At 62.7% G+C, this 26347-nt stretch carries 18 protein-coding genes; 6 read left to right on the top strand and 12 right to left on the bottom strand.

The window, feature by feature from the left end; translation table 11 throughout:
* Positions 1-13 precede the first annotated feature (13 nt).
* From rplI to alr, 3 genes are all read left to right on the top strand, one after another.
* Entirely contained in the window at positions 14-460 is a 447-nt protein-coding gene (gene rplI, locus BM059_RS02050; RefSeq protein WP_037005852.1) for a 50S ribosomal protein L9, read from the top strand.
* 117 nt (positions 461-577) lie between these two features.
* Positions 578-1972: a replicative DNA helicase gene (gene dnaB / locus BM059_RS02045; RefSeq protein WP_037005846.1), complete on the top strand. Its 1395-nt coding sequence runs from the start codon at positions 578-580 to the stop codon at positions 1970-1972.
* A 112-nt stretch (positions 1973-2084) separates the two neighbouring features.
* Entirely contained in the window at positions 2085-3161 is a 1077-nt protein-coding gene (gene alr, locus BM059_RS02040; protein ID WP_074936374.1) for an alanine racemase, read from the top strand.
* 68 nt (positions 3162-3229) lie between these two features.
* Here alr and BM059_RS02035 read toward each other — a convergent pair whose 3' ends face one another.
* On the bottom strand, positions 3230-5137 hold the full coding sequence (locus BM059_RS02035; protein ID WP_074936372.1) for a diguanylate cyclase: 1908 nt from the start codon (positions 5135-5137) through the stop codon (positions 3230-3232).
* Positions 5138-5420: 283 nt separating this feature from the next.
* Between BM059_RS02035 and BM059_RS02030 the strand changes: the two genes are divergently transcribed.
* Positions 5421-7718: a YgiQ family radical SAM protein gene (locus BM059_RS02030; RefSeq protein WP_074936370.1), complete on the top strand. Its 2298-nt coding sequence runs from the start codon at positions 5421-5423 to the stop codon at positions 7716-7718.
* 120 nt (positions 7719-7838) lie between these two features.
* On the opposite strand, the gene BM059_RS02025 is transcribed toward BM059_RS02030, so the two are convergent.
* Positions 7839-8567, bottom strand: coding sequence for a class I SAM-dependent methyltransferase (locus BM059_RS02025; RefSeq protein ID WP_074936368.1), 729 nt, complete (start codon positions 8565-8567; stop codon positions 7839-7841).
* Positions 8568-8724: 157 nt separating this feature from the next.
* Here BM059_RS02025 and BM059_RS02020 point away from each other — a divergent pair, with 157 nt between their 5' ends.
* On the top strand, positions 8725-9972 hold the full coding sequence (locus BM059_RS02020; protein ID WP_074936366.1) for a parallel beta-helix domain-containing protein: 1248 nt from the start codon (positions 8725-8727) through the stop codon (positions 9970-9972).
* Positions 9969-11075 carry an SO2930 family diheme c-type cytochrome gene (locus BM059_RS02015; RefSeq protein ID WP_074936364.1) on the top strand — a complete coding sequence of 369 codons (1107 nt, stop codon included), beginning with the start codon at positions 9969-9971 and terminating at the stop codon, positions 11073-11075. Before BM059_RS02020 ends, BM059_RS02015 begins: the two co-directional genes overlap by 4 nt.
* Before the next feature lie 4 nt (positions 11076-11079).
* Here the strand turns inward: BM059_RS02015 and BM059_RS02010 are convergent, their stop codons facing one another.
* From BM059_RS02010 to BM059_RS01965, 10 genes are all read right to left on the bottom strand, one after another.
* Positions 11080-12564, bottom strand: coding sequence for a TolC family protein (locus BM059_RS02010; protein WP_074936362.1), 1485 nt, complete (start codon positions 12562-12564; stop codon positions 11080-11082).
* A gap of 65 nt (positions 12565-12629) precedes the next feature.
* The gene (locus tag BM059_RS02005) at positions 12630-18296 is read right to left on the bottom strand and encodes an Ig-like domain-containing protein (RefSeq protein ID WP_074936360.1); all 5667 of its coding nucleotides are present in this window, start codon (positions 18294-18296) and stop codon (positions 12630-12632) included.
* Between the two features lie 176 nt (positions 18297-18472).
* Positions 18473-19123, bottom strand: a complete 651-nt coding sequence (locus BM059_RS02000) for a phage tail protein (RefSeq protein ID WP_074936358.1) — start codon at positions 19121-19123, stop codon at positions 18473-18475.
* Positions 19124-19174: 51 nt separating this feature from the next.
* Complete coding sequence (locus BM059_RS01995) at positions 19175-19504, bottom strand: DUF6916 family protein (protein ID WP_074936357.1); 330 nt, start codon at positions 19502-19504, stop codon at positions 19175-19177.
* The gene (locus BM059_RS01990; protein WP_074936355.1) at positions 19501-19998 is read right to left on the bottom strand and encodes a GNAT family N-acetyltransferase; all 498 of its coding nucleotides are present in this window, start codon (positions 19996-19998) and stop codon (positions 19501-19503) included. Before BM059_RS01990 ends, BM059_RS01995 begins: the two co-directional genes overlap by 4 nt.
* A 145-nt stretch (positions 19999-20143) precedes the next feature.
* A complete protein-coding gene (locus tag BM059_RS01985) occupies positions 20144-21151 on the bottom strand; it encodes a sulfotransferase family protein (RefSeq protein WP_037005829.1) in 1008 nt (335 codons plus the stop codon).
* Positions 21139-21939 (bottom strand): aspartyl/asparaginyl beta-hydroxylase domain-containing protein, encoded by an 801-nt coding sequence (locus BM059_RS01980; protein ID WP_037005827.1) that lies wholly within the window; start codon positions 21937-21939, stop codon positions 21139-21141. Before BM059_RS01980 ends, BM059_RS01985 begins: the two co-directional genes overlap by 13 nt.
* A 14-nt stretch (positions 21940-21953) precedes the next feature.
* Positions 21954-24047 (bottom strand): efflux RND transporter periplasmic adaptor subunit, encoded by a 2094-nt coding sequence (locus BM059_RS01975; protein ID WP_074936353.1) that lies wholly within the window; start codon positions 24045-24047, stop codon positions 21954-21956.
* The gene (locus tag BM059_RS01970; protein ID WP_074936351.1) at positions 24047-25366 is read right to left on the bottom strand and encodes an efflux RND transporter periplasmic adaptor subunit; all 1320 of its coding nucleotides are present in this window, start codon (positions 25364-25366) and stop codon (positions 24047-24049) included. The genes BM059_RS01975 and BM059_RS01970 overlap by 1 nt, the downstream gene beginning before the upstream one ends.
* Positions 25363-26145, bottom strand: a complete 783-nt coding sequence (locus tag BM059_RS01965; RefSeq protein ID WP_074936349.1) for an efflux RND transporter periplasmic adaptor subunit — start codon at positions 26143-26145, stop codon at positions 25363-25365. The genes BM059_RS01970 and BM059_RS01965 overlap by 4 nt, the downstream gene beginning before the upstream one ends.
* Positions 26146-26347: the final 202 nt, after the last annotated feature.

The raw sequence follows: 26347 nt of genomic DNA, 5'->3' as shown, positions 1-26347 counted from the left end.
AGGTAAGACCCAAATGGAAGTCATCCTGCTGGAAAAAATCGCCAATCTGGGCAACCTGGGCGACAAAGTGAATGTTAAAGCCGGTTACGGCCGTAACTTCCTGCTGCCGCAAGGCAAAGCTACCGCTGCCACCGAAGCCAACGTTGCTGCTTTCGAAGCACGTCGTGCCGAGCTGGAAAAAGCTGCTGCCGAGAAGAAAGCTTCTGCTGAAACTCGCGCTGCTCAGCTGGCAGAGCTGGAAGTCACCATCACCGCCACCGCTGGCGATGAAGGCAAGCTGTTCGGTTCCATCGGCACCCACGACATCGCTGACGCCCTGACCGCCTCCGGCGTTGAAGTGGCCAAAGCTGAAGTTCGTCTGCCGAACGGCACCATTCGCCAGGTTGGCGAATACGACGTAGCTGTGCACCTGCACACCGACGTCGAAGCCACCGTCAAGGTGGTCGTGGTCGCTGCTTAATCAAGTAGCCGCCAAGCGGGCTTGCGCTGTAGCGCAGGTCTGCTGACAATCGGGCACGGCATCGCTCTGCGATCCGTGCCCTTTGTTTTTCTATCGCAGCATTTTCTTCCCGAGCCTATGAACGACATCAGCATTCCCGAGCAATACGACCTGCAGACTGCCGCTCTGAAAGTGCCTCCGCACTCCATCGAGGCGGAACAGTCGGTGCTCGGCGGCCTGATGCTCGACAACAACGCTTGGGAGCGTGTGCTCGATGGTGTGTCGGATGTCGATTTTTATCGCCATGATCACCGGTTGATCTTCCGCGCCATCTTCAAGCTGGCCGAGCGTAATGAACCCTTCGACGTGGTGACCCTGTCCGAGCAGTTGGACAAGGAAGGGCAGCTGTCGCAAGTCGGTGGCCTGGCTTATCTCGCCGAACTGGCGAAGAACACGCCGTCGGTGGCCAACATCAAGGCCTATGCGCAGATCATTCGTGAGCGCGCCACCTTGCGCAAACTGATCAGTATCAGCAACGACATTGCCGACAGTGCCTATGCCCCAGAGGGGCGCACGGGCGAGGAAATTCTCGACGAGGCGGAGCGCCTGATCTTCCAGATCGCCGAGGACCGCCCCAAGACCGGTGGCCCGGTGGGCATCAACGACATTCTGGTCAAGGCCATTGACCGTATCGATACGCTGTTCAACAACGGCGACGCGATCACCGGCCTGTCCACCGGTTTCGACGATCTGGACGGCCTCACCAGCGGCCTGCAGCCGGCTGACATGATCATCGTCGCCGGCCGTCCGTCGATGGGTAAGACCACCTTCGCCATGAACCTGGTGGAAAACGCCCTGATGCGCAGCGACAAGGCGATTCTGGTGTACTCGCTGGAGATGCCTTCGGAGTCCATCGTGATTCGTATGCTCGCCTCGCTGGGGCGTATCGACCAGACCAAGGTGCGTGCCGGTCAGCTCGATGACGACGATTGGCCGCGGCTGACCAGCGCGGTCAACCTGCTCAATGACCGCAAGCTGTTCATCGACGATACCGCCGGCATCTCCCCGAGTGAGATGCGTGCGCGCACCCGGCGTCTGGCACGCGAGCACGGCGAGATTGGCCTGATCATGGTCGACTACCTGCAGCTGATGCAGATTCCGGGTTCCAGCGGCGACAGCCGGGTCAACGAGATTTCCGAGATCTCGCGCTCGCTCAAGGGCCTGGCCAAGGAGTTCAACTGCCCGGTGATCGCCCTGTCGCAGCTCAACCGCGGTCTGGAACAGCGCCCGAACAAACGCCCGATCAACTCCGACTTGCGTGAATCCGGTGCGATCGAGCAAGACGCCGACATCATCCTGTTCGTCTATCGCGACGAGGTGTACCACCCGGAAACCGAGTACAAGGGCGTGGCCGAGATCATCATCGGCAAGCAGCGTAACGGCCCGCTGGGCACCGCGCGTCTGGCGTTCCTCGGTAAATATTCGCGCTTCGAGAACCTGGCACCGGGTAGCTATCAGTTCGACGACGAATAGATCGTGTCCACGTGCGCTGCGGTTTTCGCGGCAGCGGTGCAGCGGCACAGATCAATGAAAACGGGCGCCCAACGGTTAAGATGGGGGCCCGTTTCTCGTTCAGGCCACTGTCATGCGCCCGCTTGCCGCTATCGTCGACCTTTCCGCCATTGCCCATAACTACGCCGTGGCCAAGCGCTGCGCGCCAGGGCGCGAGGCCTTTGCGGTGGTGAAGGCCAATGCCTACGGGCATGGCGTGCGTGAGGTGGTGACGGCGCTGCACGAGGTGGCCGATGGTTTCGCCGTGGCCTGCCTGGAGGAGGCGGCCGAGGTGCGTGCCATGCATGGCGAGGCGCGTATCCTGCTGCTGGAAGGCTGCTTCGAAGCTAGTGAATATGCCATCGCTGCGCAGCTCGGCCTGGATATCGTGGTGCAGGGCGCGGCGCAGGCCGAGGCGCTGATCGCTGCTGAGTTGGCGCGTCCGCTCAACGTCTGGCTCAAGCTCGACTCGGGCATGCATCGCCTCGGTTTCGATGCTGCCAGCCTGCGCCAATGGCATGCGCAATTGGAGGAGGCTGAACAGGTCGCCGAGCTCAATCTGCTCAGCCATTTCGCCTGTGCCGACGAGCGTGGTCATCCGCTCACCGAGCAGCAGGTCGAGCGTTTTCTCGATCTGCTGGATTTGGACTTCAACCATCGCTCGCTAGCCAACTCAGCGGCGGTGCTGACCATCCCGGCGGCACATATGGACTGGCTGCGCCCCGGCATCATGCTCTACGGTGCGACGCCCTTCGCCGAGCTGAGCGCACGTGAGCTAGGTCTGAAACCGGCCATGACGCTGGCTGCGCGGGTGATCGCCGTGCGTGAGGTGGCGGTCGGTGAAAGCGTCGGTTATGGCGCGAGCTGGGTCGCCAAGCGGCCCTCGCGCATTGCCACGGTCAGCTGTGGTTATGCCGACGGTTATCCGCGCCACGCCCCGAGTGGCACGCCGGTGCTGGTCGAGGGGCAGCGCGCCGAGTTGGCGGGCCGGGTGTCGATGGACATGCTGGCGGTGGATATCACGGATCTGCCTGACGCCGATATCGATTCGCCGGTGGAGCTATGGGGCAGCCAATTGCCGGTGGATGAAGTGGCCACGGCGTGCGGCACCATTGGTTATGAGCTGCTGACCAAGGTCACTGCTCGAGTGCCGCGGCGCTATATCGGCTAGCGGGATCTCGGGTAGGGCGGGTATAACCCGCCATCGGCAGCCCGGCGGGTTACACCCGCCCTAGGCTACTAGACCAGGCCGCTGGGGACTTTCAGTACATCCAGCTCGAGGCAGGCCTGCTCGCTGAGTTCGCCATCGTCGCCATGTACGCGTGAGCCCGAGCGGCCCAGTTCCTTCACTCGGTAGAGGGCCATGTCTGCGGCCTTGTAAAGTTCGGTGAAGTTCTTTGCATGGCGTGGATAGAGCGCCACGCCGATGCTGATGGTTACCCGCAGGCGCTCGGCGCCGTAGTGCACAGGCTCGGAGAGCTCAGCCAGCAGGCGCTCGGCGATTTCCCGGGCCTGGCTTTCGGCATCGCTGCCGCAGATCAGGGCGGCGAACTCATCGCCGCCCAGGCGGGCGACTGCATCACCTGCACGAACGTGCTCGCGCAGGCGCTTGGCGATCACTTGCAGCATCAGGTCGCCGGCGGCGTGGCCAAAGCGGTCATTGATCGGCTTGAAGTGATCCAGATCGATCAGCAGCAGCGCCACGCTTTCCTTGTGGCGCTCGGCGTGAGCCAGCGCCGATTCGCAGCGCTCGACCAGATAGCGTCGGTTGGGCAGCTCCGTCAGTGGGTCGTGGAATGCCGCGTGCTGTAGCTCGCGCTCTCGCTCGCGCAGCTGTTCGTTGGTCGCGGCCAGTTCGGCGGTACGTGCCGTCACCGCGGCCTGCAGTTCGTCGGCGCTGGCCTGCAACTGCGCCAGGCGCGCGGTCTTCTCGCGATCTGCCTGTTGCAGCGCAACGGCGCGCTCCTGCTTGAGTATCTGAATGCGGTAGGCCAGCGCGAAGGAGAAGAGGATGGATTCGGCGGCCACTGCCAGCGGGAATACATAGGCGTTCCACTCGGCTGGCTGCAGCACGCCGGTGGTGCGCAGCAGCAGGATGGCGACGCTGCCCAGGACCAGCCCATAGCCGTAGAGATACAGCTGCGCCGGAAAGAAGCCCTGACGCCAGCGGATCACGGCACTGCCCAGGGCGGCGGGGATGCTGGTCAGCGACAGCAGGGCGATGGCCCAGGCGGCGAGGTAACGTTGATCGAACAGGGTCAGGGCGATGGCGATCAGGTAGATCACGCAGGCCATGTTCAGCAGGTGATGCGCCCAGCGCACGTAGATGCGGGTCTGCAATAGCGTCTGGGTGAAGCGACTGGCGAACAGGCCCCACAGCGAAGGCAGGGTGATGCGGTCCAGCCAGGCCGGCACCGCATGGTTCGGCCACAGGTACTGCGCGCCGTGACCGGTCATGCTCATGATGAACAGCAGGGCGAAGGCTGTTGTCAGTACGTACCAGAAATACGCTCTGTCACGCAGTGAGATGAGGATGAACAGGTTGTACAGCAGCAGCGCGAAGACCACGCCATAGATAGCACCGAGTGCCAGGTTTTCACGGGTTGCCAGTTGCGTGAGGTCCTCGATTTGCCAGATTCGCAGTGGGAACGAATTGCCCGCAGGGTCGAAGGCGCGCAGGTAGAAGGTCGTTGGTTGATCACCCAAGGGCGGTAGGTCGAACACCATGCGTCGGTAAGGGTGGTCGCGATTCTCGGTGAAGGGAACTCGTTCGCCGGACTGGCGCAACTGCCAGCCGCCCTGGCCGTCAGGTAGGTAGAGCTGCAGGTCAAGCTGGGTCACCGACCCCACTTCCAGCGCCCAGCGTGCTGGCGCGCGCAAGTCTCGCTGCAGGGTGAGCTTGATCCACCAGGGATTCTGGCTCTGGCCGACGCTGGCGCGGCCATTGGCGGGTTGAAAGCGGGACTGGAGCTCGGGGGAGGTCAGTTCGTCGATGCTCAGGTCGCCCTGAATATCTTCCAGTAGCTCGATATATGCGTTGAGCGGCATGCCGCTACTGGCGTCGGTAAGCACCACGGATGCCGTCGCCGGGCCCGTGATTGACAGTCCCAGCGCGAGAACAAGGATGAAGGCGAAACGCTGCAGCATAGATGTCCTGGAGACGGCTGACCGAGTACTTGAGTATATGCACAGGTTTGTTATCGGACGAAAACAAATATGGCGTATGGCTACTGCCGTGAAATGCCCGATTTTTTCCGTTCTTTCGTTTTCGAGGCGATTCTCGATAGCAGTGCGCCAAGCCCTGAATGGGGCAGGGTTGAGCATTCGTCAGTGCGCGTGCAGGCGCTATTAAACCCAGCGCATTAGTCTGGTTTGGTCAAAATTTGTGCTATGATCCGCGCCCCCCGTGATAGCCCGCTGATCAAAAAATATGCAAGCCGCCAAGCCGCTGTTCGACTATCCCAAGTACTGGGCCGAGTGTTTCGGGCCCGCTCCCTTCCTGCCGATGAGCCGGGAAGAGATGGATCTGCTCGGCTGGGACAGCTGCGACATCATCATCGTTACCGGTGATGCCTACGTCGATCATCCTTCGTTCGGTATGGCCATCATCGGCCGTCTGCTCGAAGCCCAGGGCTTTCGCGTCGGCATCATTGCCCAGCCGGATTGGCGCAGCAAAGACGATTTCATGAAGCTCGGCGAGCCGAACCTGTTCTTCGGCGTGGCGGCGGGCAACATGGACTCGATGATCAACCGCTACACCGCGGACAAGAAGATCCGCTCCGACGACGCCTACACCCCCGGCGGCCTGGCCGGCAAGCGCCCGGATCGCGCCAGCCTGGTGTACAGCCAGCGCTGCAAGGAAGCCTACAGCCACGTACCGGTGGTGCTCGGTGGCATCGAGGCGTCGCTGCGCCGCATCGCGCATTACGACTACTGGCAGGACAAGGTGCGTCGCTCGATCCTGATGGACGCCACCGCCGATATCCTGCTCTACGGCAACGCCGAGCGTGCCGTGGTGGAGATCGCCCAGCGCCTGTCGCGGGGCGAGCAGGTCGAAGCCATCAGCGATGTGCGCGGCACTGCCTTCATCCGCCGGGACACGCCACAAGGCTGGTACGAAGTCGACTCGACTCGTATCGACCGCCCGGGCCGTATCGACAAGATCATCAACCCCTACGTCAATACGCAGGACACCGAGGCTTGCGCCATCGAGCAAGACAAGGGGCCGGTCGAAGACCCGAACGAAGCCAAGGTCGTGCAGATTCTCGAAAGCCCGCGCATGACCCGCGACAAGACGGTGATTCGCCTGCCGTCGTTCGAGAAGGTGCGTAACGACCCGGTGCTCTATGCCCACGCCAACCGCGTGCTACACCTGGAAACCAATCCGGGTAACGCCCGTGCGCTGGTGCAGAGGCACGGCGAGGTGGATGTGTGGTTCAACCCACCACCCATTCCGATGACCACCGAAGAAATGGATTACGTGTTCGGCATGCCCTACGCGCGCGTGCCGCATCCGGCGTATGGCAAGGAGAAAATCCCGGCCTACGACATGATCCGTTTTTCGGTGAACATCATGCGTGGCTGTTTCGGTGGCTGCACCTTCTGCTCGATCACCGAGCATGAAGGCCGCATCATCCAGAACCGTTCGCACGAGTCGATCATTCGTGAGATCGAGGAGATGCGCGACAAGGTGCCGGGCTTCACCGGCGTGGTCTCCGACCTCGGCGGGCCGACCGCCAACATGTACCGCATCGCCTGCAAGGACCCGGAGATCGAGAAGCACTGCCGCAAGCCGTCGTGCGTGTTCCCCGGCATCTGCGAGAACCTCAATACCGACCACTCATCCTTGATCGAGCTGTACCGCAAGGCGCGTGCGCTGCCGGGGGTGAAGAAAATCCTGATCGCTTCGGGGCTGCGCTACGACCTGGCTGTGGAATCGCCGGAGTACGTCAAGGAGCTGGTCACCCACCACGTTGGCGGCTACCTGAAGATTGCTCCCGAGCACACCGAGCGCGGCCCGCTGGACAAGATGATGAAGCCGGGCATCGGCAGCTACGACCGCTTCAAGCAGATGTTCGAGAAGTTCTCGAAAGAGGCGGGCAAGGAGCAGTACCTGATCCCGTACTTCATCGCCGCGCATCCGGGTACCACCGACGAGGACATGATGAACCTCGCCCTGTGGCTCAAGCGCAACGGCTTCCGCGCGGATCAGGTGCAGGCCTTCTATCCGTCGCCGATGGCCACCGCTACGGCCATGTACCATTCGGGCAAGAACCCGCTGCGCAAGGTGACCTACAAGAGCGACGGCGTCGAGATCGTCAAGAGCGATCAGCAGCGTCGCTTGCACAAGGCCTTCCTGCGTTATCACGATCCGAAAGGTTGGCCGCTGCTGCGTGAAGCGCTGGAACGTATGGGACGCGGCGATCTGATCGGTAACGGCAAGCATCACCTGATTCCCACCTATCAGCCGCAGACCGATGAGTACCAGAGCGCCCGGCGTAAGAACTCGACGCCCGCCGGCAGCAAGAAGGTGGGTAATGCAGGCAAGATCCTGACCCAGCACACGGGTTTACCGCCTCGCGCCAGTGATGGCAGCAAACCCTGGGACAAGCGCGAGCAGGCCAAGGCCGCGGCCGAGGCGCGTAACCAGCAGGCTGCGCGCGAGCGTGCCGGCGCGGGTAAAGGCAAGGGCAAGAAACCGTCGAAGAAGCCAGCAGTACCGCGCTGAATCATCGGCAGCACTCACGAAAACGCCAGCACCACGCTGGCGTTTTCGTTTCAGAAGCCCTGGCTGGCACTCGGTAGGGTGGGCTTCAGCCCACCATTGTCATCGTGAGGTGCGACAGGTTCAGTCAGCGCTGAAACGGCAGGTCAGGTAGCGATTGCTCGGGCCGTAGCGCAGGATCGACCACAAGCGCCTGAACAGGTACAGCGGGTGGCTACGGTAGTACGCCAGCACGGCATTGCCGACACCTTCCGAGCGGTGCTGACGAGCCTCTTTTTTCGCGGGTTTCTTGAACAGGCCGGAAAATTCCCAGCGCTGGATTTGTTCGAAACGCTCATGCGCACGCAGGCCATGGCGACGGAACAGGCGCGCGAAGCTGGCTGGGCTGAAGTCATGGAGGTGGTGGGGGTTACCGTCGAGCGTGGGGGTCGTCGGCACCGAGGCAATGATGCCGCCACCTTTGGCCAGCAGGCTCGCGAGGTTTTCCACCAGGCGCACGGGGTCTGGCAGGTGTTCGATGGTCTCCAGGCTGACGATGCTGTCAAAGCCTTCGTGATCGGCGAACGTTTCGGCGTTGGCGCATTGATAGCGCAGGTTCGGCCGCTGATAGTTCGCCTGGGCGTAGGCGATGGCGTCGGGGTCGATGTCGATACCGACGATCTGCTTGTCCGGGTGCCGCTCGGCCAGCAGCGCGCTGCCATAGCCGCAGCCACACGCCATATCCAGCACGCGTGAGCCTGTCAGCGAGTCGCTGGCGAACTCATAGCGCTGCATGTGCAGGTCGAGAGTGGCCTGGTCGGCTGCCAGGCGCTCATCCATCTTCAAGGGATAGATGCGTTCGAGGGTGTGCATGGCGACCTGTCCTTGGGCGGCGAGGGAAGAGTGGCGGGGGTAGTCTGTTGCTTCCTGATCAGGGCTGCAAGCGCCTCGCTGGTGAGCTGCGAGGGCTTGTGTGTTTTTATATTGGTACTATAGTTCCATAATATAAAAACAATAGCGGAGTTTCATCATGCGCCTTGCCGTTCCCTCTCTTCTCGCCTTGTCCTTGCTGCTGACTGCATGCGGGGAGAATGAGGTGCCGCCTGCAGCAAACCTCGACTTTCAGAAGCAACTGCAAACGCAGTTGATCAAGGCCAAGCCGGGTGCGGTGATCGAGATCCCGGCAGGCACCTGGCAGCTCGACCGCAGCCTGAGCCTCAAGGTCAGCGGGGTGACGATACGTGGTGAGGGGATGGACAAGACCATCCTCAACTTCAAGGGCCAGAAGTCAGGTGCCGAGGGTCTACTGGTAGACGCTTCCGACTTCACCATCGAGGATCTGGCGCTGGAGGACACCAAGGGCGATGCGCTCAAGGTCGTGGGCGGCCAGAACATCATCATCCGCCGTGTGCGCACCGAGTGGACCAATGGCCCAGCGACCGAGAATGGTGCTTATGGCATCTATCCGGTACAGACCGAGAACGTGCTGATTGACGGTGTGGTGGCCATCGCTGCCTCGGATGCCGGTATCTACGTCGGTCAGTCGCGCAATGTGGTGGTGCGCAACAGCCGTGCCGAGCGCAACGTCGCCGGTATCGAAATCGAGAACACCATCGGTGCAGACGTCTACGACAACGTCGCCACCGGTAACACCGGCGGCATCCTGGTGTTCAACATGCCCAACCTGCCGCAGCCTGGGCATACCACGCGGGTCTACCGCAACAAGGTCGAGAGCAACAACCACAAGAACTTTGGCCACAAGGGCACGCCGGTCGCCAGTGTACCGGCGGGCTCTGGAGTGCTGATCAACTCCAATGACAAGGTGGAAATCTTCGGCAACGATATTGGCGACCACCGCACCGCCAACGTCATCGTCAGCAGTTACTTCAGCACCGGTTATACCGATCTTTCCACGGCCGAGGATTTCGATCCCTACCCGGAAACCATTCATATCCACGGCAATCGCTTCGGGCCGGGTGGCGACAGCCCTGACAACCTCGAACTCAAGGCTCTGAGGCTGGCCAAGTTCGGACTCAATGGCCGCCTGCCGGACATCCTCTGGGATGGTTACGTGAACCCTGAAAAGCTGGTCGACGGTAAACTGCCGGCTGAACTGGCCATCTGCATCGACAATGGCGAGGCGGGTATCGTCAACGTCGATGGGCCAGGCGGCTACAAGAGCATCAGCACTGACATCGAGCCGCATCGCTGCGCGCTGCCGCATCTTCCTGCCGTAGAACTGCGCGCACCTCTGGCCGAAGCTGGTGAGGGCGCATGAGGACCTGCTGGTTGTTGTGCGCCACCTTACTGCTCGCCGCCTGCGAGCAGCTGAGCGCGCCGCTGTATCTGCCCAGTGGCGAGGATTACCCGGAGACGCTCAGCGCCTGGGGCGTGTTGCAGCAGCGTGATGGTCAGTTGCAGCCCGCCCGCGGTGTATTGCCCTATGACCTGAACACGCCGTTGTTCACCGACTATGCGCACAAGTTGCGGACGATTTGGATGCCGGAGGGAAGCCACGCCCGCTACGCCGAGGAGCGCTTCGACTATCCCGTTGGCAGCGTGCTCAGCAAGACGTTTTATTACCCGCTGGATGCTCAGGGGCGCCTGCTGCGCAGTGAGCAGCAGGACGCTGAAGCGGTGCAGTTGAAACGGGTGAGATTACTCGAGACACGCATCCTGTTGCGCCAGGAGCAGGGCTGGGTTGCGTTGCCCTACGTCTGGGATGAAGCACAGCGCGAGGCGACGCTGGACTGGGCGGGTGCCAGTTTCGATCTGGCGCTTCATGATGAGGCCGGTGAGGTGCTGGCGGTCGATTATCAGGTGCCCGATGCCAACCAGTGCGCGGGATGCCACGAAGAACAGGCCGGCAAAGGCGTGCAGCCGCTGGGACCGAAGGAGCGTCATCTGAACAAGGATTTTGCCTACGCCGATGGCACTGCCAACCAGTTGCAGCACTGGCAGAGCATCGGTTTCCTGCAAGGTGTGCCGGCTGACCTGTCTAGCGTTCCACGAAATGCTCTGTGGAGCGCGCCGCGTGAAGGGGAGAGTCTGGAGCATCAGGCACGCAGTTATCTGGACGCCAATTGCGCGCACTGCCATAACCGTGAAGGGCCAGGGCGTACGTCGGGTCTCTATCTCGATCCGGATACGCCGCTGAGCATCGCCTATGGACTATGCAAACAGCCGGTCGCTGCGGGCAAGGGCTCCGGCGACCGATTGGTGGACATCCACCCCGGCGCGCCGGAGAAATCGGTGCTGAGCTTTCGCCTGCACAGCACCGATCCCAGCATCATGATGCCCGAGCTGGGTCGTTCAGCCTCCCACCGCGAAGGGTTGGAAGTGATCGACCGCTGGATCGCCAGTCTTGCTGGCGACTGCTGACAGACTAGAGTTGGCCCGCTTGCCACTGCGCCTCTCGGCTGGACAGCGCAGCAGCGATATCCGCGACGCTGTCGGAGGCGATGCTCTCCGGCAGTGGATCGAGGCCGACACTGGCGAACAGCTGGCCATAGCTGTTGCGCAACTCGGCATAGGCCAGGTCGCGGCGTAGATCGGCCTGCAGCGTGTTCAGCTCGCCCTGGATCAGTTCCAGTTCGCCAATGCCCTGGGCCTGGTAGCGATTGCGCAGTTGCTCGACGATCTGCCCGTCCAACCCCGCCAGTTGCTGGCTGGTCTGGAACTGGCGTTGGGCCTCGCGGAAGTTGGCGTTAGCCACATGAAGCTGGGCGAGGATGGCCATCGACATGGCCTGGCGACGTGCGTCGGCGACTTCCTGGCCGGCCTTGGCGACATCGATGGCAGCGGGGGCGGAAAGTACGTTGAACAGGTTCCAGGTGACCTTCACACCGTAGTCGGCCCAGCTCTGGTTGACCAGGAACGAGTTGCTGTCGTAGTGGCCACCGGCGGAAAACTCCAGACCTGGCAGCAGACGGAGCATGGCTTTACGTGTTTCTGCGGCGCTGATACGCGCCTGGTAATCCTGCTCGCGCAGTTCGGGACGGCTGGCCAGGGCTTCCTGCTCCAGTGTGTCCAGCTCCACCTTGAGCTCCGGCATCTGATAACCGGCATCAGGCGCGAGCTCGACCTGAGTGCCCAGTGGCAGGTTGATCAGGGTGGCCAGCTCGGTCTTGGCCAGCGACAGGGCGCGGCGTTGCTCTTCCAACTGGCGAGTGGCTTCGATCAGGGCGCGCTGATAGCTCAGCGCCTGGATTGGATCGCCGATGCGTTGCTCACTCAGACGCTGGCTGTTGTCGCGGGCCTGGGCGACGCGCGCCATCAGGCTGTCGATCTGAGTCAGCAGACGATCCGCCGCCACGGCACGCCAGTAAGCGGAGCGCACGTCCTGGATGATGGTGTGCACGACCTTGCGCCGGCGCTCCTGCACGATCAGACGCTGATCGCCCTGTTGCTTGGCGCTGACGTAGGCCACGCCGAAGTCCAGTACGTTCCACACCATGGTCAGGTCGGCCACGCCGCGGTCACGATCCTGCGAGGTGGAGGGCTCCAGCGACTGGGTGCCGGTGTTGACACTCTGACTGCTGGAGGCGCTGACGTTGTTACGTCCGGCATAGCCGGCGGACAACGCCATACGCGGCAACATGTCGAAGGTGGCCAGGTCGACCTGACGCTGGGCCATGGCTTCTTCCATGACCTTCAGGCGGGCTTCGAGGTTGTACTTCACCGCGCGGGCCATGGCTTCGTGCAAGGTCAGCGGAGCGCTGAGTGGCTCCTGATCCTTGAACATGGTCGCCAAGTCCTGCTGAGCGCGTTGCTCGCTGGCGCTACGGTCGATGGGTTGACTGGTTACCGCGCAGCCGCTGATAGCCAGGGTCAGAAGACTGACCACAAATAGTGTTTGGCTCTTTTTCATCCTTGGGCCGCCCCCTTGTCACGGCACCGACTCACAGCTTCTTCGTTGTTATGTGTTGTGTTGGCTCAGATTGGCGGTTGTGCCGCCGCGATTTGTTGCAAGGCCAGCGCCAGTTCCCGGTGCTGGCGCTGTTCGCCTTCATGCAGATCGTGCAATTGCTGGCCCAGCGTTGGTGCACCGAAAATCCCGCCGCTGGTACCCCATTTATTACCGTCGAAAACTTCCAGCTTTTCGTTATCTTGCGGTGTGTCTTTGCCGAAGATTCCAGAGAAACTGCTGCTGCCGAACACACCGCCATCGCCACCGCCAAAGCCGAGGAAGCCAATGCCGCTGCCATTGCCGGCACCGCTGTCGCTGCTGGCGAAGACCTGGGCGATATAGCTGGGCGCTAGCGCACCGTTGTTGATGAAGATGTTGCCCAGGGTCGGAATACCACTGCCAAGAGTCGGCACCTCGAATAGCGGTGGCGGCAGTAGTGGTGAGGTGGTGACCGAAGGTGGCGGTGCACTGGGCAGGTTGGGCTCAATCGGAGAGGTCGGTGTAGTGGAGATGTTCGGTGTCGGGTTGGCGCGGAATTCCGGGTCGCCGTTATCGAGACTGCCCAGTGTGTAGCTGGCGCTGGAGAAGTTGCTCAGCATGGCATTGCCGACGCCATCAACAATGCCGCTACCGGCGGCTGTGAGCGATAGACCAAGCGTGCCCTGACCGGTCACACCGCTGACGGTGACGCGGTAGGTGCGGGCGTCGACCTGTACCAGCGATAGCAGGGTGCCGTTGGCGCTGCCCGTGGTAGCCAGGGCGAAGTCGGTCAGATCGACGCCGTTGACGTCTTCGCTGAAGGTGACGGTGAAACCGAGGGTGTTGCTGGTGGTGGGCGATGTACTGTCGAGGGCGATGCCTGTCACCTGTGGTGGGGCTGCATCAACCAGTACGGCGGTTGTGGTGCCGACGTTATTGAGACTCGTAGCCGTATCGTTACCGGCGGCATCGCGCAGTGTTGCCCCGTTGGCTTGGAGGTTGGCGCCGATGGTAATGCCGCTGCTGTCCTGCTGGCCGTTAGCGACGGTCAGGCGGAACACCAGTGCGTTGCTGCCAGAGCCGCTCAGGTAGTTGGCGTAGACGGTGCCGCCGGTGTCCAGGGTGATTGCCAGGCGCGGCGTGCCACCGGTGGTGTCGATAGTCACGGTTTCGTCGAAGTTCACCGTGAAGTCGAGGGTGTCGCCCGCCACATAGGTGCCGTTGGCTGGCACGCTGACCGAGGTGACGGCTGGTGCCTTGCTGTCGATGGCGTAATTGTTGGAGTCGGTGGTGCCGGTGCCGGTATTGCCGGCGGCATCGGTGTAACCGGTGTTGTCCAGGGTGATCAGGTTGGTCGCGTCGGTGACGTCGGCGTCAGGCGTCAGGGTCGCAGTCCAGGTCAGGCCGCCATCGCTGGAGCTAAGGTTGCTGAGTGCACCATTGGCCACGCTGAAGTCGGTCGTGGTCAGCCCAGTCACCGCCTCGCTGAAGGTGATGGTGACGGTGGTGGTCTGGCCGGCCTTCAGCGCCGTATCGGCAACCTGCACGGATGTGGCCGTTGGGCGCTGGGTGTCGATGGCGTAGTTGTTGGAGTCGGTGCTGCCGGTGCCGGCGTTACCCGCCTGGTCGATGTAGCCGGTGTTATCCAGGGAGACCAGGTTGCTGGTGTCGGTGACGTTGGCGCCCGGGGTCAGGGTGGCGGTCCAGGTGATTCCCCCATCGTTGGAACTGAGCCCGCTGAGGGTGCCGTTGTCGACGGTGAAGTCGCCGATGCCCAGCCCACTCACCGCCTCGTTGAAGGTGATGGTGACGGTGGTGGTCTGCCCGGCCTTCAGCGTGGTGTCGGTGACCACGATGGTGGCGGTGGGACGCTGGGTGTCGATGGCGTAGTTGACCGAATCGGTGGTGCCGCTGCCGATGTTACCGGCCGAATCCATCACGCCGGTGTTGTTGAGGGTGATGATGTTGCTGGCATCGGTGATATTGGCGCTCGGCGTGAAGGTGGCCGTCCAGGTCAGGCCGCCGTCACTGCTGCTAGGGTTGCTGAGGCTGCCGTTGGCTACGTTGAAGTCGCCGACGTCCAGGCCGAGCACCGCTTCGTTGAAGGTGATGGTGACGGTGGCGGTCTCGCCGATCCGTAGGTTGGTATCGCTGAGGGTGATGCTGGTGGCGGCCGGTCGCACACCGTCGACCACCAGAGCATTGTTGGCGCCCAGAGAGCCCGCCGCACCGGGGGTGGCCAGGGTGAGAATGGCGTTCTGGTTGGCGCCGTCCTGGATGGAGCCGCCATTGAGGCTCAGGGCTGTGGTGGAGGCATAGTCGAGGTCGGCAGAGCTGTCGCCCGCCTGCACGGTGTAACTGAAGCTCAGGGTGTTGGTGCCCGAGCCGGACAGGTAGTTGAGCACCCGGTCAGTAGCTCCTGTCTCCAGGGTCAGCGTCGGGATGCCGGTCACGTTCACTGCCGAGTCGAACTGCACGTTGACGGTGATGACATCGCCGATCTTGTAGGTGCCGTTGGCAGTACTGGACGATACGTTGGTGATGGTCGGGGCGATGGGGGTGGTCAGGGTTAGGTCGTTGCCGGTGCCACCGGTGTAGCTGGTGGTCAGCTCGGTGCCGTTGCCGGCGGCGTTGAACTTGCCGCCCTCGCTGACGCCGCTAAAGGTGCCGGTGACGGCGTCGGCGGCATCGTTGACGATCACCGTGTAGCTGTCGCCGCTGCCGGCCGCATAGCCATGGGTCACCGAGAGGTTGGCAGCGGAGACGTCGACGGTGCCATTGACCACCACCCGGTCGTAGCCGGTGCCGGCGGTGATGCCGTTGATATCCAGCGCCAGCGTGCTGCCCGAGTTAAGAGTCAGGTTGCCATTGACTGTCAGGGTGCCGACGCCAGCGCCGCCCGGAGACAGGGTGCCGCCGTTCTGCACGGTGACGTCGCCACCCAGGGTGCCGCTGCCGGCCAAGGTGGCGCCACCGGCCACAGTGGTGCTGCTGCTGGTGCTGCCGTCGACCACCAGGGTGCCCGCAGAGACAGCGGTGGTCCCGGTATTGGTGTTGCTGTTGGAGAGGGTCAGTTCACCTGCCCCGGTCTTGGTCAGTGCGCCGGATCCTGCGACCAGGCTGGAAATCGTCGCGCTGTAACCGAAGCCGACGTTGAAGGCCTGTGTGGTTCCGCCAGCCAGGGTGATGGTGCCGCCGGTCAGCGTCAGGCCGCTGGCCTGAGTCATGTCGAAGGTCAGGCTTTCGTTCAGAGAGACGGTGTTGAGGTTCAGTGTCTGGCCGGCCAGGTTGCTGGCGAAGACGATGGTCTGGCTGCCGGTGGCATCGGCAGCGGCGATGGCGATGGCTTCGCTGAAACTCACACCATCGGTGCGGTCGATGGTGGCGGTGTCGGTGGCATTGGTGACGTAAATGGTGTCGCTGGTGACCGTGGTGTTCGCCGTTGCGGTCGAGGTGCCATCGGTCATGCTGAAACTGATGGTGGCATCGCCGGCCGGGGTGTCGCTGCGGTATGTGACGTGTCGCGCCACATCGTTGACGAGGGCAGTCGTGGCAGCAGTGCCGGTGCTGGTGAATGCGATGGTCAGTACGCCGCCACTGCTGGTAAAGGTGGCGAAGGTTAGCCCGCCGGATTGCAGGGTGTTGCCACTGACGGTGAAGCTGGCACCCAAGGTACTGAGGCCGAAGACGTCGGAAGGGACTGCGCCGTTCGCCTGCTGAATCGTCAGGGTGGCGCCGAACCAGTTGCCATTGCCGCCATTGAGTGCGCCGAATTCGGTGTCGCTGAACGTGGCGTTCATGCTGGCGTCGAGTGTCACCGTATTGCCGGCTCCGGCCCAGGCCACGCTGTCGCCATTGAGATTGGCAATGGCCGGTGCCGAGTTGATCACGATGTCCTTGTTGGCCCCCAGGGAGCCTGCAGCGCCTGGGGCGGCCAAGGTCAGGATGGCGTTGTTGCCGGCAGCATCGCGGATGGTGCCGCCATTGAGCGCCAGGGCACCGCTGCTGATGTAGTCGAGGTCGGCGGCGCTGTCGCCCGCCTGCACCGTGTAATTGAAGGACAGGGTGCTGGTGCCGGAACCGCTCGCGTAGTTGATGGTTCGATCAGTGCTGCCGGTCTCCATTGTCAACTGCGGTGTCCCAGCGACGGTGACGACCTCACCGAAGTTCACCTGTACGGAGATCACATCCCCTGCCTTGTAGGTGCCGTTGGCAGTGCTGGAAGTCACCGACGTGACGCTGGGTGCGAGGGTGTCGATGACGTAGTTGCTTGAGTCGGCGGTACCGACCCCTGCAAGGCCACCGCTGACGGCGGAGACCCCGCTCAGGTCGACGGTGATGACGTTGGTGCCGTCGGTGACACTCGCGTTGGGCGTGAACAGGCCAGTCCAGGTCAGGCCGCCATCGGAGCTGCTCAAGCCACTTATGTTGCCGTTGGGCACGGTCAGGTCGGCAGTGGTGAAGCCACTCACCGCTATGTTGAATGTGAACGTGACAATGGAGGTCTCGCCGATCTTCAGGTTGTTATCGGAGAACGTTGCCGACACCAGGGCGGGGCGGGGCACTTCGGCGAAGCCGATGTTGTCGATCCCAACGTACAGATTGCCATCGCCGGAAGAGGGATCCGAGATACGGATCTCGTCCACATTCTGGAAGATCGACGCGGTCAGCCCATTGGCCTGGGTGAAATCGGATATGTAGTCGCCTGTATCGGTCGTCAGAGTCACGCTGCCCAGCGAGACGCCATCACGGAAGGCTTCGAAGGTGATCTGTGGATGAACTCCCAAGTAGTCGACGACCTTGATACCGGTGAAGGAGAAATCAGCTCCGTTCTGGCTGCGGATGATGATGATCGGTGTTCCGTCACCTGAGGCGTCGACGATCCCCTCAGCGTTCGGCGTCCCGTCACCGAACAAATTGCTGTAGTACTCCCACTGAGAGTTACTGTTGGTATTGCCTGAGTTTGCCGAGTAGATCTCGATTACCACGCCGGGTATATCGGTGGAGTTGGCCTGCCCATCGGTCACTGTCGTACCAAGCACTGCATCCGGGCCGCTGAAATTGAGCGTCCCCGCGAACAACCGCCCACTGAAGGCTTGTTGGGCCGATGCCGAGAATGGCGTGACTGCCTCGATCGAGCCACTGGTGACTTCCAGTGCCCAGTCGCCGCCTTGGGAGGTGGAGCCGGTCGCATCGTTGGAGGCGGCTACATCTGCACCGGTAAGTTGGGCTATCTGGCTGACGAACGTCTGTCCGGCTGCACCGCTACCGACATCGCAGCCGTAGAAGAGAATGTCGCCATCGACATCGAGGCTCTGGCCGATTTGTGCCAGTTCGGCTGCATGTGCGTCCAGGCCAGCTTTATCCAGGGCAAGGCTGCCAAGCGTCACCTGCCCGGGCAGCCCGTGACTGACGATATGGATGGCATCGATGCCGGAGCGTCCCGCCAGGTAGTCACTGATTTGCTTCAGACCATCGCCCTTGGGGTCGAGCACCACGACCTCGGTGCCCGGATTGAGGCCCGCCAACAGTTGTTGGTAGTCCTGGACTTGGCCGTCGACGAAGACGATTTCCTGACGGTTATCAGCGGTGCCAGTCGGCGTCGCTGCCAGATTGTCATGGCTGGAAGAAGCATCCGCCGTTGGCTGGGCGTTCGCGGCTTGCGTGTCCGCGACTTCAGCCGCCGTGGCGGCGACCGCGCCGTCGAACATCATCCGTGGTTCCAGAGCCATCGCCAGAGCGGATATTGCGGGTTTGGCCGCAGTTCGTACGGGAGCAGTCTTCTTCCAAAACATGGAGCACCTCCTACCACTTTCAAGAAGAGGAAGGCTCCATCGGCCTTCCCCTCATAATTGCTTACCGACCCGAATGCACGAGTCGGCTCGATCACTCAGTTACGCGACGGGAAGATGCCTTCCAGCGCAATGATGAAGTTGGTGCCCAGATAGGGATTGCGGATACTGATCGGCTGGCTGCCACCGACAGGCGAGACGGTTACGGTTCCCTGGGGAACGACTGAGCCCTGCCCGTGGACGCCGCCCAGGTTGGCCTTGGTAGCATCCGGGGCGGTTGAGGTGAACAGGCCACTGATGGCCACGGTGCTTGGGCCGGACTTGGCTGTGGTATTCGACAGGTACACCGTGGCTCCTGCGGTGGGTACCACCATGGCACCTGGCGTACCAGTCGCAACGTCAACGCTGGAACCCGTCAGGCTCACGGCACTAGCCTGGCCGGTGAATTGAGCAACGGGCTGATGGATCGGCATCTGTGTAACATTCAACGTGACGCTCTCGATGCCTGCGACTTCTCCGATCGTGATCGGCGTCAGGCCTGGCCCGTTACCTTGCCCCACCGGGCTACGCCCGGAGAAGTTCGGCAGCCCGAAGGTGCTCTGGCCGTTGCCGCCGTATATGGTGCCCAGCAGCGCGAACAGTGCCGAGTTCTGCGTGATGGCCATGATCTGGCCCTGGCAGGTCGCCCAGCCCCTGGGGGCAAAGTTGAAGCCCACCATACGGATCTCGCCCAGGAATGGATCGCTCATTGCTTATCTCTCCTTGATGCAGCCGCGCACGCGGCACTGTTGTGTGTTGTTCTAGAGCGGAGCCTCGGCCGATTTCGGCCGCTTTACATGGAACAGCGCCTGCAACAAATGCCGGTCGCCTTCTTCATCCGGCCCGATGGGGGTGAGCATCGCCTCCCATTCACTGCCTTCCGGGCTGCGCAGCCGATAATTGTGTTGGGGCAACTGGACCCCCTCAGGCTGGGCAAAAATTGCGCTGTAGCAGTGGTAGCGGGCCGTCATCGCCACGCCTGCATAGGCCTCCACCAGGGTGATGGTCACACCTTCACCTTCATCCCAGCATAGTTGCCAGGGTTGCTGGAGATAGCGCTCGAAGTCTTCGAGGCTAGGCACCTGGCTCATGCCGGCACCGCCAGAGCGGGCACGGCTTCGCGGTGCATCTGCAGGTAGATATGGTTGGCGCCGATCACGCTGAAGGCAAAGCGCTCGTACAGGCGTTTGGCCGGATTAGTGGGTTCGACGAACAGGCGCATCGACTTTTCAGCAGCATCCGCATCATCGACCAGTGCGGCCAGGTAGCGGGTGCCGATTCCCTTGCCCCGCCATTCGGGGAGCAACGAAATGTCGATTAGATTGATCGTGGTCGGACCGCGGAACACGTAGAGACGGCCGATAGGCAGGTCTCCGTGGCAGATCAGGGAGAAGTCGGAGCCCTGATAATGCTCCTGGTAATAATGGTGCTGGGCATCGAACTGCTGTGCGAGAAAGGCATCGATGGCCGGTTGATCCCAGCCGCTGAGCGCCATTTCCTGGGCGCGGGTACTCGCATAAAGCCTGTGCAGGAAGCTCAGATCGGCTTCCTCGGCAGGCCGAAGATGCAGCTCGGGGGAACGCATGGCGTGGGTGTCCTTTGCTTCCGTGCTACCGCAGTGTGTGCCGATACCGATAAATGTTATTTTGCCACCACTCGACTGATAGGTCGGAGGTTAGCGGAAGTCCGTGGTCAATCGCTACCTTCCAGATCAACAGTAGACGAATTATTTAACCCCTGCTGGAACTTTCTTTTTTGTCTTTTGTCTGGCGCCATTTTTCAAGCGCTCTATAGGCTTCGCCCGCCCAGTACTCCACTGCTTCGCGAAGGTTCTGATCGGCCGCTTCGCGCTTGCTTTGGCTGTCGGGATGGAATGACTGTGACGGCTGCTTGGCATCGAAGCCGGCGCTCTCGCGCAGCTGTGGTAGGTGTGCGTCTCTCACGGCGAGCATCGAGGCCAGCCGACCCCAGCAGGCTTCTGGCAGCTCCTGATAGTTCACTGCTATCGCGCCATGCCGCTGGCAAAGCTCCAGACCTTTCTGGAGGATGGAGCCGACCGTGCGGCTGGTGTATTCGGCGGGTGTCATGCGCAGCGCTTCTTCTGCAGGTAAATCCAGTGCAGATGATCCCAGCAACCCGGGCACGCGGTGCATGCCCGGCTGGCGCAGCTGGGAGACGACGATCTCCAATGGGTCGCGGTAAAGGAAAACGCGCGGTACTTCGGGGTAAAGCGACAGTAGCAAGGGAGCCTCGAACACGTTCCAGGCATCGAGCTTGATGAATAGTCGTTGCTCACTGCCTTGACGTCGTTGTCCGTAGGCGGAGAGCAGCGCCGCGAGCCAGGCGGGTTGCCGAGGCGCTACCTGTGGGTCCAGTCGATGGGCTCGCAGCAGATTGTCCAGCGGCGGTGGTTCGGAGAGCACGATGTTGTCATCCAGCGCCGCCAGCATCTGCGCCATCAGTGTCGAACCGCAACGTGAGGCGTGGAAGATCAGCGCTGTGGGTGTCAGGCCAGGGTTTGTCGCCTGCCAGTCTAGCAGCGCCTGGATACCGGTCTCCCGGCGGAAAGCCTGGTTGAAGGGCAGGCGCAACGCCTGATCGACGTCGTCACGGAAGAACGGCCGGGCCAGTCGTTGTTCGCCGAACCAGCACCAGTCCAGTCGCCATTCACCGTTCTGGAACCAGGCGCGGATCGGCAACCAGCCGCTGAAGTCTTGTTCGGTATTCACACTCGCCATTGGTCGCTCCACGCCTGTCTGCCCTGGCGCATGGCCGCTTTCACCTCTGCTTCGGAAAAGGTCAGCCCCAGCGTCGCAGCAAGGCGTACGACTTCTGCTTGGAAGTCACGTGTATCGCTCAGGGCGCGTAGGCGTGTGGCGAGGGTTATGTCCTGCGCCACATGATTGCGGAAAACGGCAAAGGCCAATTCCGATCTCCCTGGCCGTAGTTCGGGAGTATCTGGCAGCCCGGCTGCTACTTGCTGCAGCAACCAGCCGTTGGGCTGGCAATCGAGCACCAGGTGCACGCGCGCGCCTGGCCCCGGGTTATCTACCCGGTGCGGCCTGGACAGGTCGATAAACCAGCATTCGCCTGCCTTCATGGGCACCTGCAGGCCGTCGACGAGAAACTCCACGTCAGGCGGGCTGAGCAGTGGAATGTGCAGGCGCAGGTCGCCGCCAGGCCGGCCGAGGTCGGGGTCGCAGTGTTCGTGAATGCGAGCGCCGGCACCTAGGCGCAGGAGCCGCGCGCTGCGGATGCTGGTCTGGAACAGCGCGAGCATCTGGTGCCAGGCCTGTTCCTCCTGCCACCAGTCGGTAGGCACCGGCGCTCCTTGCCCGGGGGCGAGAGGCAGGAGGGCATCTTCCGGGGTGATCAGTGCGACGCCGCTCCACTCACCCTGGTAATAACCCGTATTGAAGTGATGCTGCCAGGCGTGGTCAGGAATCCGCCCGAGCGCCTCCTGCAGTGCGGGTAATCGAGGCGCCAGTGGCAATCGGGAGCATCGTGGTAAAGCGTCCAGGCTCATGTTGCATCCTTGTGTTAAAAACCACTTTCGCGCACGCCAAGCGCCGCGATCCGCCGCCAGGCAGCGCCGAGTAGCGACTGCCGCTCTCCGTCCAGTATCACCACGCCGCGCAAGGGGTGATCGGGATGGATGTCGTTATCCAATAGCGTCAGACGTACGCCGTACTGTGCTTGCACTGGTTCCGCGCGGTGTTGGGCGTCGCGGCGTATGGCGATGGGGCCGCCATGGTCGGAGCTGAGTGCTTCAAGTTCCAGATAAGCGGCGCCAGTGGCATCAACTTCGTCCAGGCGCACTTTCATTGACGGGCGTGCCGGGTCGTCGGTGATGAAGCGTCCTTCGCTGCCCGTTTCGATTCGCCAGAGGTTTTCTTCGGCCAGGTAGCCGCGCAAACGCAGCCCCAGCTCGACGATGCGTGCGAGTGATTCGGCGGGGTGCAGCCAGCGCCCCGTGCTCAGGTCGCGTTGCAAGTCACGTACCACGCCGGCCTGCGTTGCGCGCAGTTGCAGGCGCTCACGCTGGGCGGCTAGACCGCGGTATTCGGCCACCGCTTCGGCCAGGCGTTGTTCGAGGATACTGGCATCGGCCACTGTCTCGCTACGGGCGGACTGGCGGCGCAGTTGCAGCTGAAGAATTTCGGTCTCGCGGCGGACGATGGCCTGGCGTGAGTCCAGGTCGGGTGAGTCCAGTTCCAGCAGCAAGTCGCCGGCCGCCACGGTCTGGCCGTCTTGCACGTGTACGGCCTTCAAGCGCGCAGCTACCGGTGCATACAAGGCGCTGGTGCGCGAGGCTTCGAGCACCGCAGGTATTTCCACCGAGCTGCGCCAGGGCACGATCAGCACCAGCAGCACCGCAGCAAGGCTCAGGCCGGTGATCAGCACCTTGCGCGAGTCGGCTTGTTCGCGGCGTTGCCACCATTCGCCCAGCTCGCGCCAGATGGGCAGGCCGATGAACCACAGCAGCTCAACCACCATCAGAAAGATGCCAAGCACCTTGAAGAACAGGTGATAGACCGCCAGCGCGATGCCGAGGAACAGGATTGCGCGCCATATCCAGGAACCGTAGCCCCAGATCAGCAGGCGCCGGGTCATGCTGGGTGACCAGGGTTCCGGTGCCGGTTCGCCATAGCCGAATAGGGCTTCGCGCAGGCGCCAGCGACACAGGGCGAAGGCGCGGTTCTGCAGGTTATCTACGCCCCATAGGTCGCTGATCAGGAAGTAGCCATCGAAGCGCATGAAGGGATTGAGGTTGATCACCAGGGTGGTGATCCAGGTTGCGCTGGCCAGCATGAAGGCCGAGGTGCGCAAGGGGCCGTCTGGCAGCAATGACCAGGCCAGCAGTGCCAGCACTGCCAACAACAGCTCGGCGAACACACCGCCCGCACCGATCAGCAGTCGCGAGCGCCGGTCGCGCACGCGCCAGGCATCGCTGACATCGGTGTAGAACATCGGCAGCATCACCATGAAGGCCAATCCCATGCTCTGTACCCGACAGCCGGCGCGCTTGGCCATGAAGGCGTGGCCGAACTCATGGCAGAGCTTGGCGAAGGTCAGCGCGATACCGAAAGCCAATGCGCCACCGAGGCTGAACAGGTGAGGAAAGGTGGCGAGAAAGCGCTGCCAATCGCGCATCACCAGGAATACCCCCAGTACGAACACCAGCGGCAGGGCCCAGCGCAGCAGCCAGGGGCCGTGGCGTTCGAGCACGGGCCAGGCGCGATTGAGGAATGGATCGGGCCGCCACAGTGGGATGCGGAAGAACAGGTATTGATGCAGTGCCCGCTTCCACGGGCTTTGGCGCTGGGCGGCAGCTTTCATCGCGTAGCTGGCGCGCTGCTTATCGTCCAGGGCGGCGATCAGGTCATGGCTGCTGAGAAATTGCAGCATGTCCTCGAGCTCGCCCTGGCCCAATGGCAGGCCGGGCTCGGCATTGGCAGCGGCTAGAACGCGCTGCGGCTCGCCCAGTGTCCAGTGACGCAACAGGCGCACGGCGGCGGCGCCGAGCTTGAAGTAGCGCCCGCGTAGCGGGTCGGCCAGCGTCCATTGCGGGGCGCCGTCAAGGCCGGGTGCTGCCGGCGATAGCTGCAGGTCGGGGCGCAGGGCAGGCAGCATTAGAAACCCAGGTTCTGGCGTGCGGCGGCCAGTGGCCGACGTAATAGGTAATAAGCCAGCGGTGCTCGATCACCGAACAGCTTGGCGGTGCCACGCAGGCCCACGCGTGGCGGCGCCTCGACGAAGCGCGCATCCAGGCGGTAGGCCAATTGTCCGGCGGCGGTGGTCTGTGCTTCGTAGGCGGAGCGCTCCAGCTGGGCCTCATGACGATTGAGCGGGTCGCTGTCGAGAAACAGCGCCACTTCGGCGCCCGGCTGCAGGGCGATGGCGTCACCCACGGGCAGCTCGATACGTAATTCGGCCTGGCTCGGGTCGGCGATCTGCATCAGCCGCTCACCAGTTTGCACCGGCTTGCCGGTCAGGCGCTCGGCGTCGGCGAATACGGCGATGCCCTCCCGCTCGGCGCGCACTTCGCTGCGGGCCAGCAGTTGCCGGGCATAGTCGCGTTCGGCGCGTTTCTGCTCGACGCGTGCAGCCAGCAGGTCGAGGCGGGCGCTGGATTCGGCATCGGCAAAGGCGCGTTGGCTGTTGGCCTTGAGTTCGGCCTCGGCTACGCCCAGGGCGCGCTCGGCTACATCGGCCTGGGCCTTGAGGCTGGTGGCCTCGAAGCGCACCAGCAGGTCACCAGCCGCGACGCTTTGGTTGGGTTTGACCAGAAACTCGGCGATCACGCCATCCAGCGGCGCGGCGACGACACGGCCGCCCAGCGGCACGACTTCGGCAGGCGCCAGTACCGACTGACGCACCGGAATCAGCAACAGCAGCGAAAGCGCTGCCGCGACGGCCACCAGTTTCTTGCGCGGCCAGCGCATGCGCCAGGGCTTACGCGGTTGCAGCGCCAGCCAGGCGTGGGCGTAGGTGTCGGCCAGTTGCCTGAGCAGCGATTGTTCGGCTTCACTGAAGGGCGTGTCGCGCGCCAGCCATAGGCCGCCGAAGGTTTCGCCGCTGCGGTTTTTCAGTGGTAGCCAGTAAGCATGCGGGGCAGACAGATCGGCCATATCGGCACGTGCCTGTTCATCCAGATGCGTGGGATCGACGTTGTGCCCTTCGTCCAGGCGCTCGTGCTTGAGCAGGGTTGAGGTGGCGCGCTCGACGAAGGCGACGAATGGTGAGTGCGCTTCCACCACGCTGATACTGGTCAGTGCCTGCACCTTGCCGGCGATCAACAGCGCCGCATGGCGAAAACCGAACAGCGCCTGGCCGTCATTGACCATGGAGAAGGCCAGTTGCTCGGTGTTGGCAGCTTTGCGTGCCTGCTGTTCCAGCCCGAGGAACAGGGCGAATACCCGTTCGGCCATACCGGGCAGTGGTGCGTTCATTCCGTCACCTGAAACTGTGCGGTACCGCTCATGCCTGCGAGCAGTCCTTTGCTCTCGTCCGGCAGGCTGCCGATCAGCAACAGCGTCTGGCTGCCCTCATCAATACGCGCGCCGAGGCGCTTAACCGTGGCTTTGAGCGGCTTGCCGGTTTCGTCGGGGGTGAAATCGAAGGCCTGCCCCGGCTGCAGGCGGCTGAGCCAGCTGGAGGGCACCAGCAGGTAAATCTCCAACGTGCCGTTATCCACCACATCCAGCAGCGGGGTGCCGCTGGCCACGCTCTCATGGGGTTGGGCGCGGCGCAGCACCACGCGGCCATTGAACGGAGCGGCAACGCTGCAGCGCTTCACCTGTACCTGATACACCTGCGTTTCCGCCTGGGCCTGGGCCTGTCGTGCCTCGGCCAGGGCCACTTCGAAGCGGCCCACTGAGTTGAGGGCGGCCAGCTGTTTCTTGTGGTTCAGCTCTTCACGGGTGGCGCGAGTAGCGGCCTGGGCCGCATTCAACTGAGCCTGGTAGGCGCTGCAGTCGAAGCGCACCAGAACGTCGCCCTTGTTGAAGCTCTGGCCATCGCTGAACGGCATTTCGATGATGCGGCCAGGCAGTTCGCTGGAAAGCACGGCCTGGTTTTGCGCGCGCAGCACGCCGCGTACCTGGCGCTCGCCGGATGGTGTGGCGACCGGCGTCAGTGAATCGAGTAATGGGTCGTCGGCCCAGAGGAGGGGGCTGAATGCAAAGATCAGCAAGCCGAAGAGACAGGGGAGAGGGCTTTGGCGCGGCATGGCATACGTCCTTGCATGGAGTCAGCGCAGTCTACGGTAGAAGTCGATCATGGCAAATTGGCCGTAACGGCGCATCCATATGGTGCATGATGTCGACTCTGGTGCGTGCGCGGCTTGCTTCTGGTGCGCCGGGTCCCTGGTCAGCCTAGCTGGCGCGTGGCCTGGGCTCTGGCATAAGTCTTGCGCTGCACTGGGTATCGTC

Source organism: Ectopseudomonas composti (genome assembly GCF_900115475.1).
Classification (GTDB): Bacteria; Pseudomonadota; Gammaproteobacteria; order Pseudomonadales; family Pseudomonadaceae; genus Aquipseudomonas; species Aquipseudomonas composti.
This window is presented reverse-complemented; position numbering and strand designations above follow the sequence as displayed.

Coding starts and splice junctions, on each gene's coding strand:
- BM059_RS02025 (WP_074936368.1), bottom strand. CDS start 8,567: ATGCACACCCTCGAACGCATCTATCCCTTGAAGATGGATGAGCGCCTG.
- BM059_RS02005 (WP_074936360.1), bottom strand. CDS start 18,296: ATGATGTTCGACGGCGCGGTCGCCGCCACGGCGGCTGAAGTCGCGGAC.
- BM059_RS01970 (WP_074936351.1), bottom strand. CDS start 25,366: ATGAACGCACCACTGCCCGGTATGGCCGAACGGGTATTCGCCCTGTTC.
- BM059_RS01990 (WP_074936355.1), bottom strand. CDS start 19,998: ATGCGTTCCCCCGAGCTGCATCTTCGGCCTGCCGAGGAAGCCGATCTG.
- BM059_RS02030 (WP_074936370.1), top strand. CDS start 5,421: ATGCAAGCCGCCAAGCCGCTGTTCGACTATCCCAAGTACTGGGCCGAG.
- BM059_RS02035 (WP_074936372.1), bottom strand. CDS start 5,137: ATGCTGCAGCGTTTCGCCTTCATCCTTGTTCTCGCGCTGGGACTGTCA.
- BM059_RS01980 (WP_037005827.1), bottom strand. CDS start 21,939: ATGAGCCTGGACGCTTTACCACGATGCTCCCGATTGCCACTGGCGCCT.
- BM059_RS02000 (WP_074936358.1), bottom strand. CDS start 19,123: ATGAGCGATCCATTCCTGGGCGAGATCCGTATGGTGGGCTTCAACTTT.
- alr (WP_074936374.1), top strand. CDS start 2,085: ATGCGCCCGCTTGCCGCTATCGTCGACCTTTCCGCCATTGCCCATAAC.
- rplI (WP_037005852.1), top strand. CDS start 14: ATGGAAGTCATCCTGCTGGAAAAAATCGCCAATCTGGGCAACCTGGGC.
- BM059_RS01995 (WP_074936357.1), bottom strand. CDS start 19,504: ATGAGCCAGGTGCCTAGCCTCGAAGACTTCGAGCGCTATCTCCAGCAA.
- BM059_RS01965 (WP_074936349.1), bottom strand. CDS start 26,145: ATGCCGCGCCAAAGCCCTCTCCCCTGTCTCTTCGGCTTGCTGATCTTT.
- BM059_RS02010 (WP_074936362.1), bottom strand. CDS start 12,564: ATGAAAAAGAGCCAAACACTATTTGTGGTCAGTCTTCTGACCCTGGCT.
- BM059_RS01975 (WP_074936353.1), bottom strand. CDS start 24,047: ATGCTGCCTGCCCTGCGCCCCGACCTGCAGCTATCGCCGGCAGCACCC.
- BM059_RS01985 (WP_037005829.1), bottom strand. CDS start 21,151: ATGGCGAGTGTGAATACCGAACAAGACTTCAGCGGCTGGTTGCCGATC.
- BM059_RS02015 (WP_074936364.1), top strand. CDS start 9,969: ATGAGGACCTGCTGGTTGTTGTGCGCCACCTTACTGCTCGCCGCCTGC.
- dnaB (WP_037005846.1), top strand. CDS start 578: ATGAACGACATCAGCATTCCCGAGCAATACGACCTGCAGACTGCCGCT.
- BM059_RS02020 (WP_074936366.1), top strand. CDS start 8,725: ATGCGCCTTGCCGTTCCCTCTCTTCTCGCCTTGTCCTTGCTGCTGACT.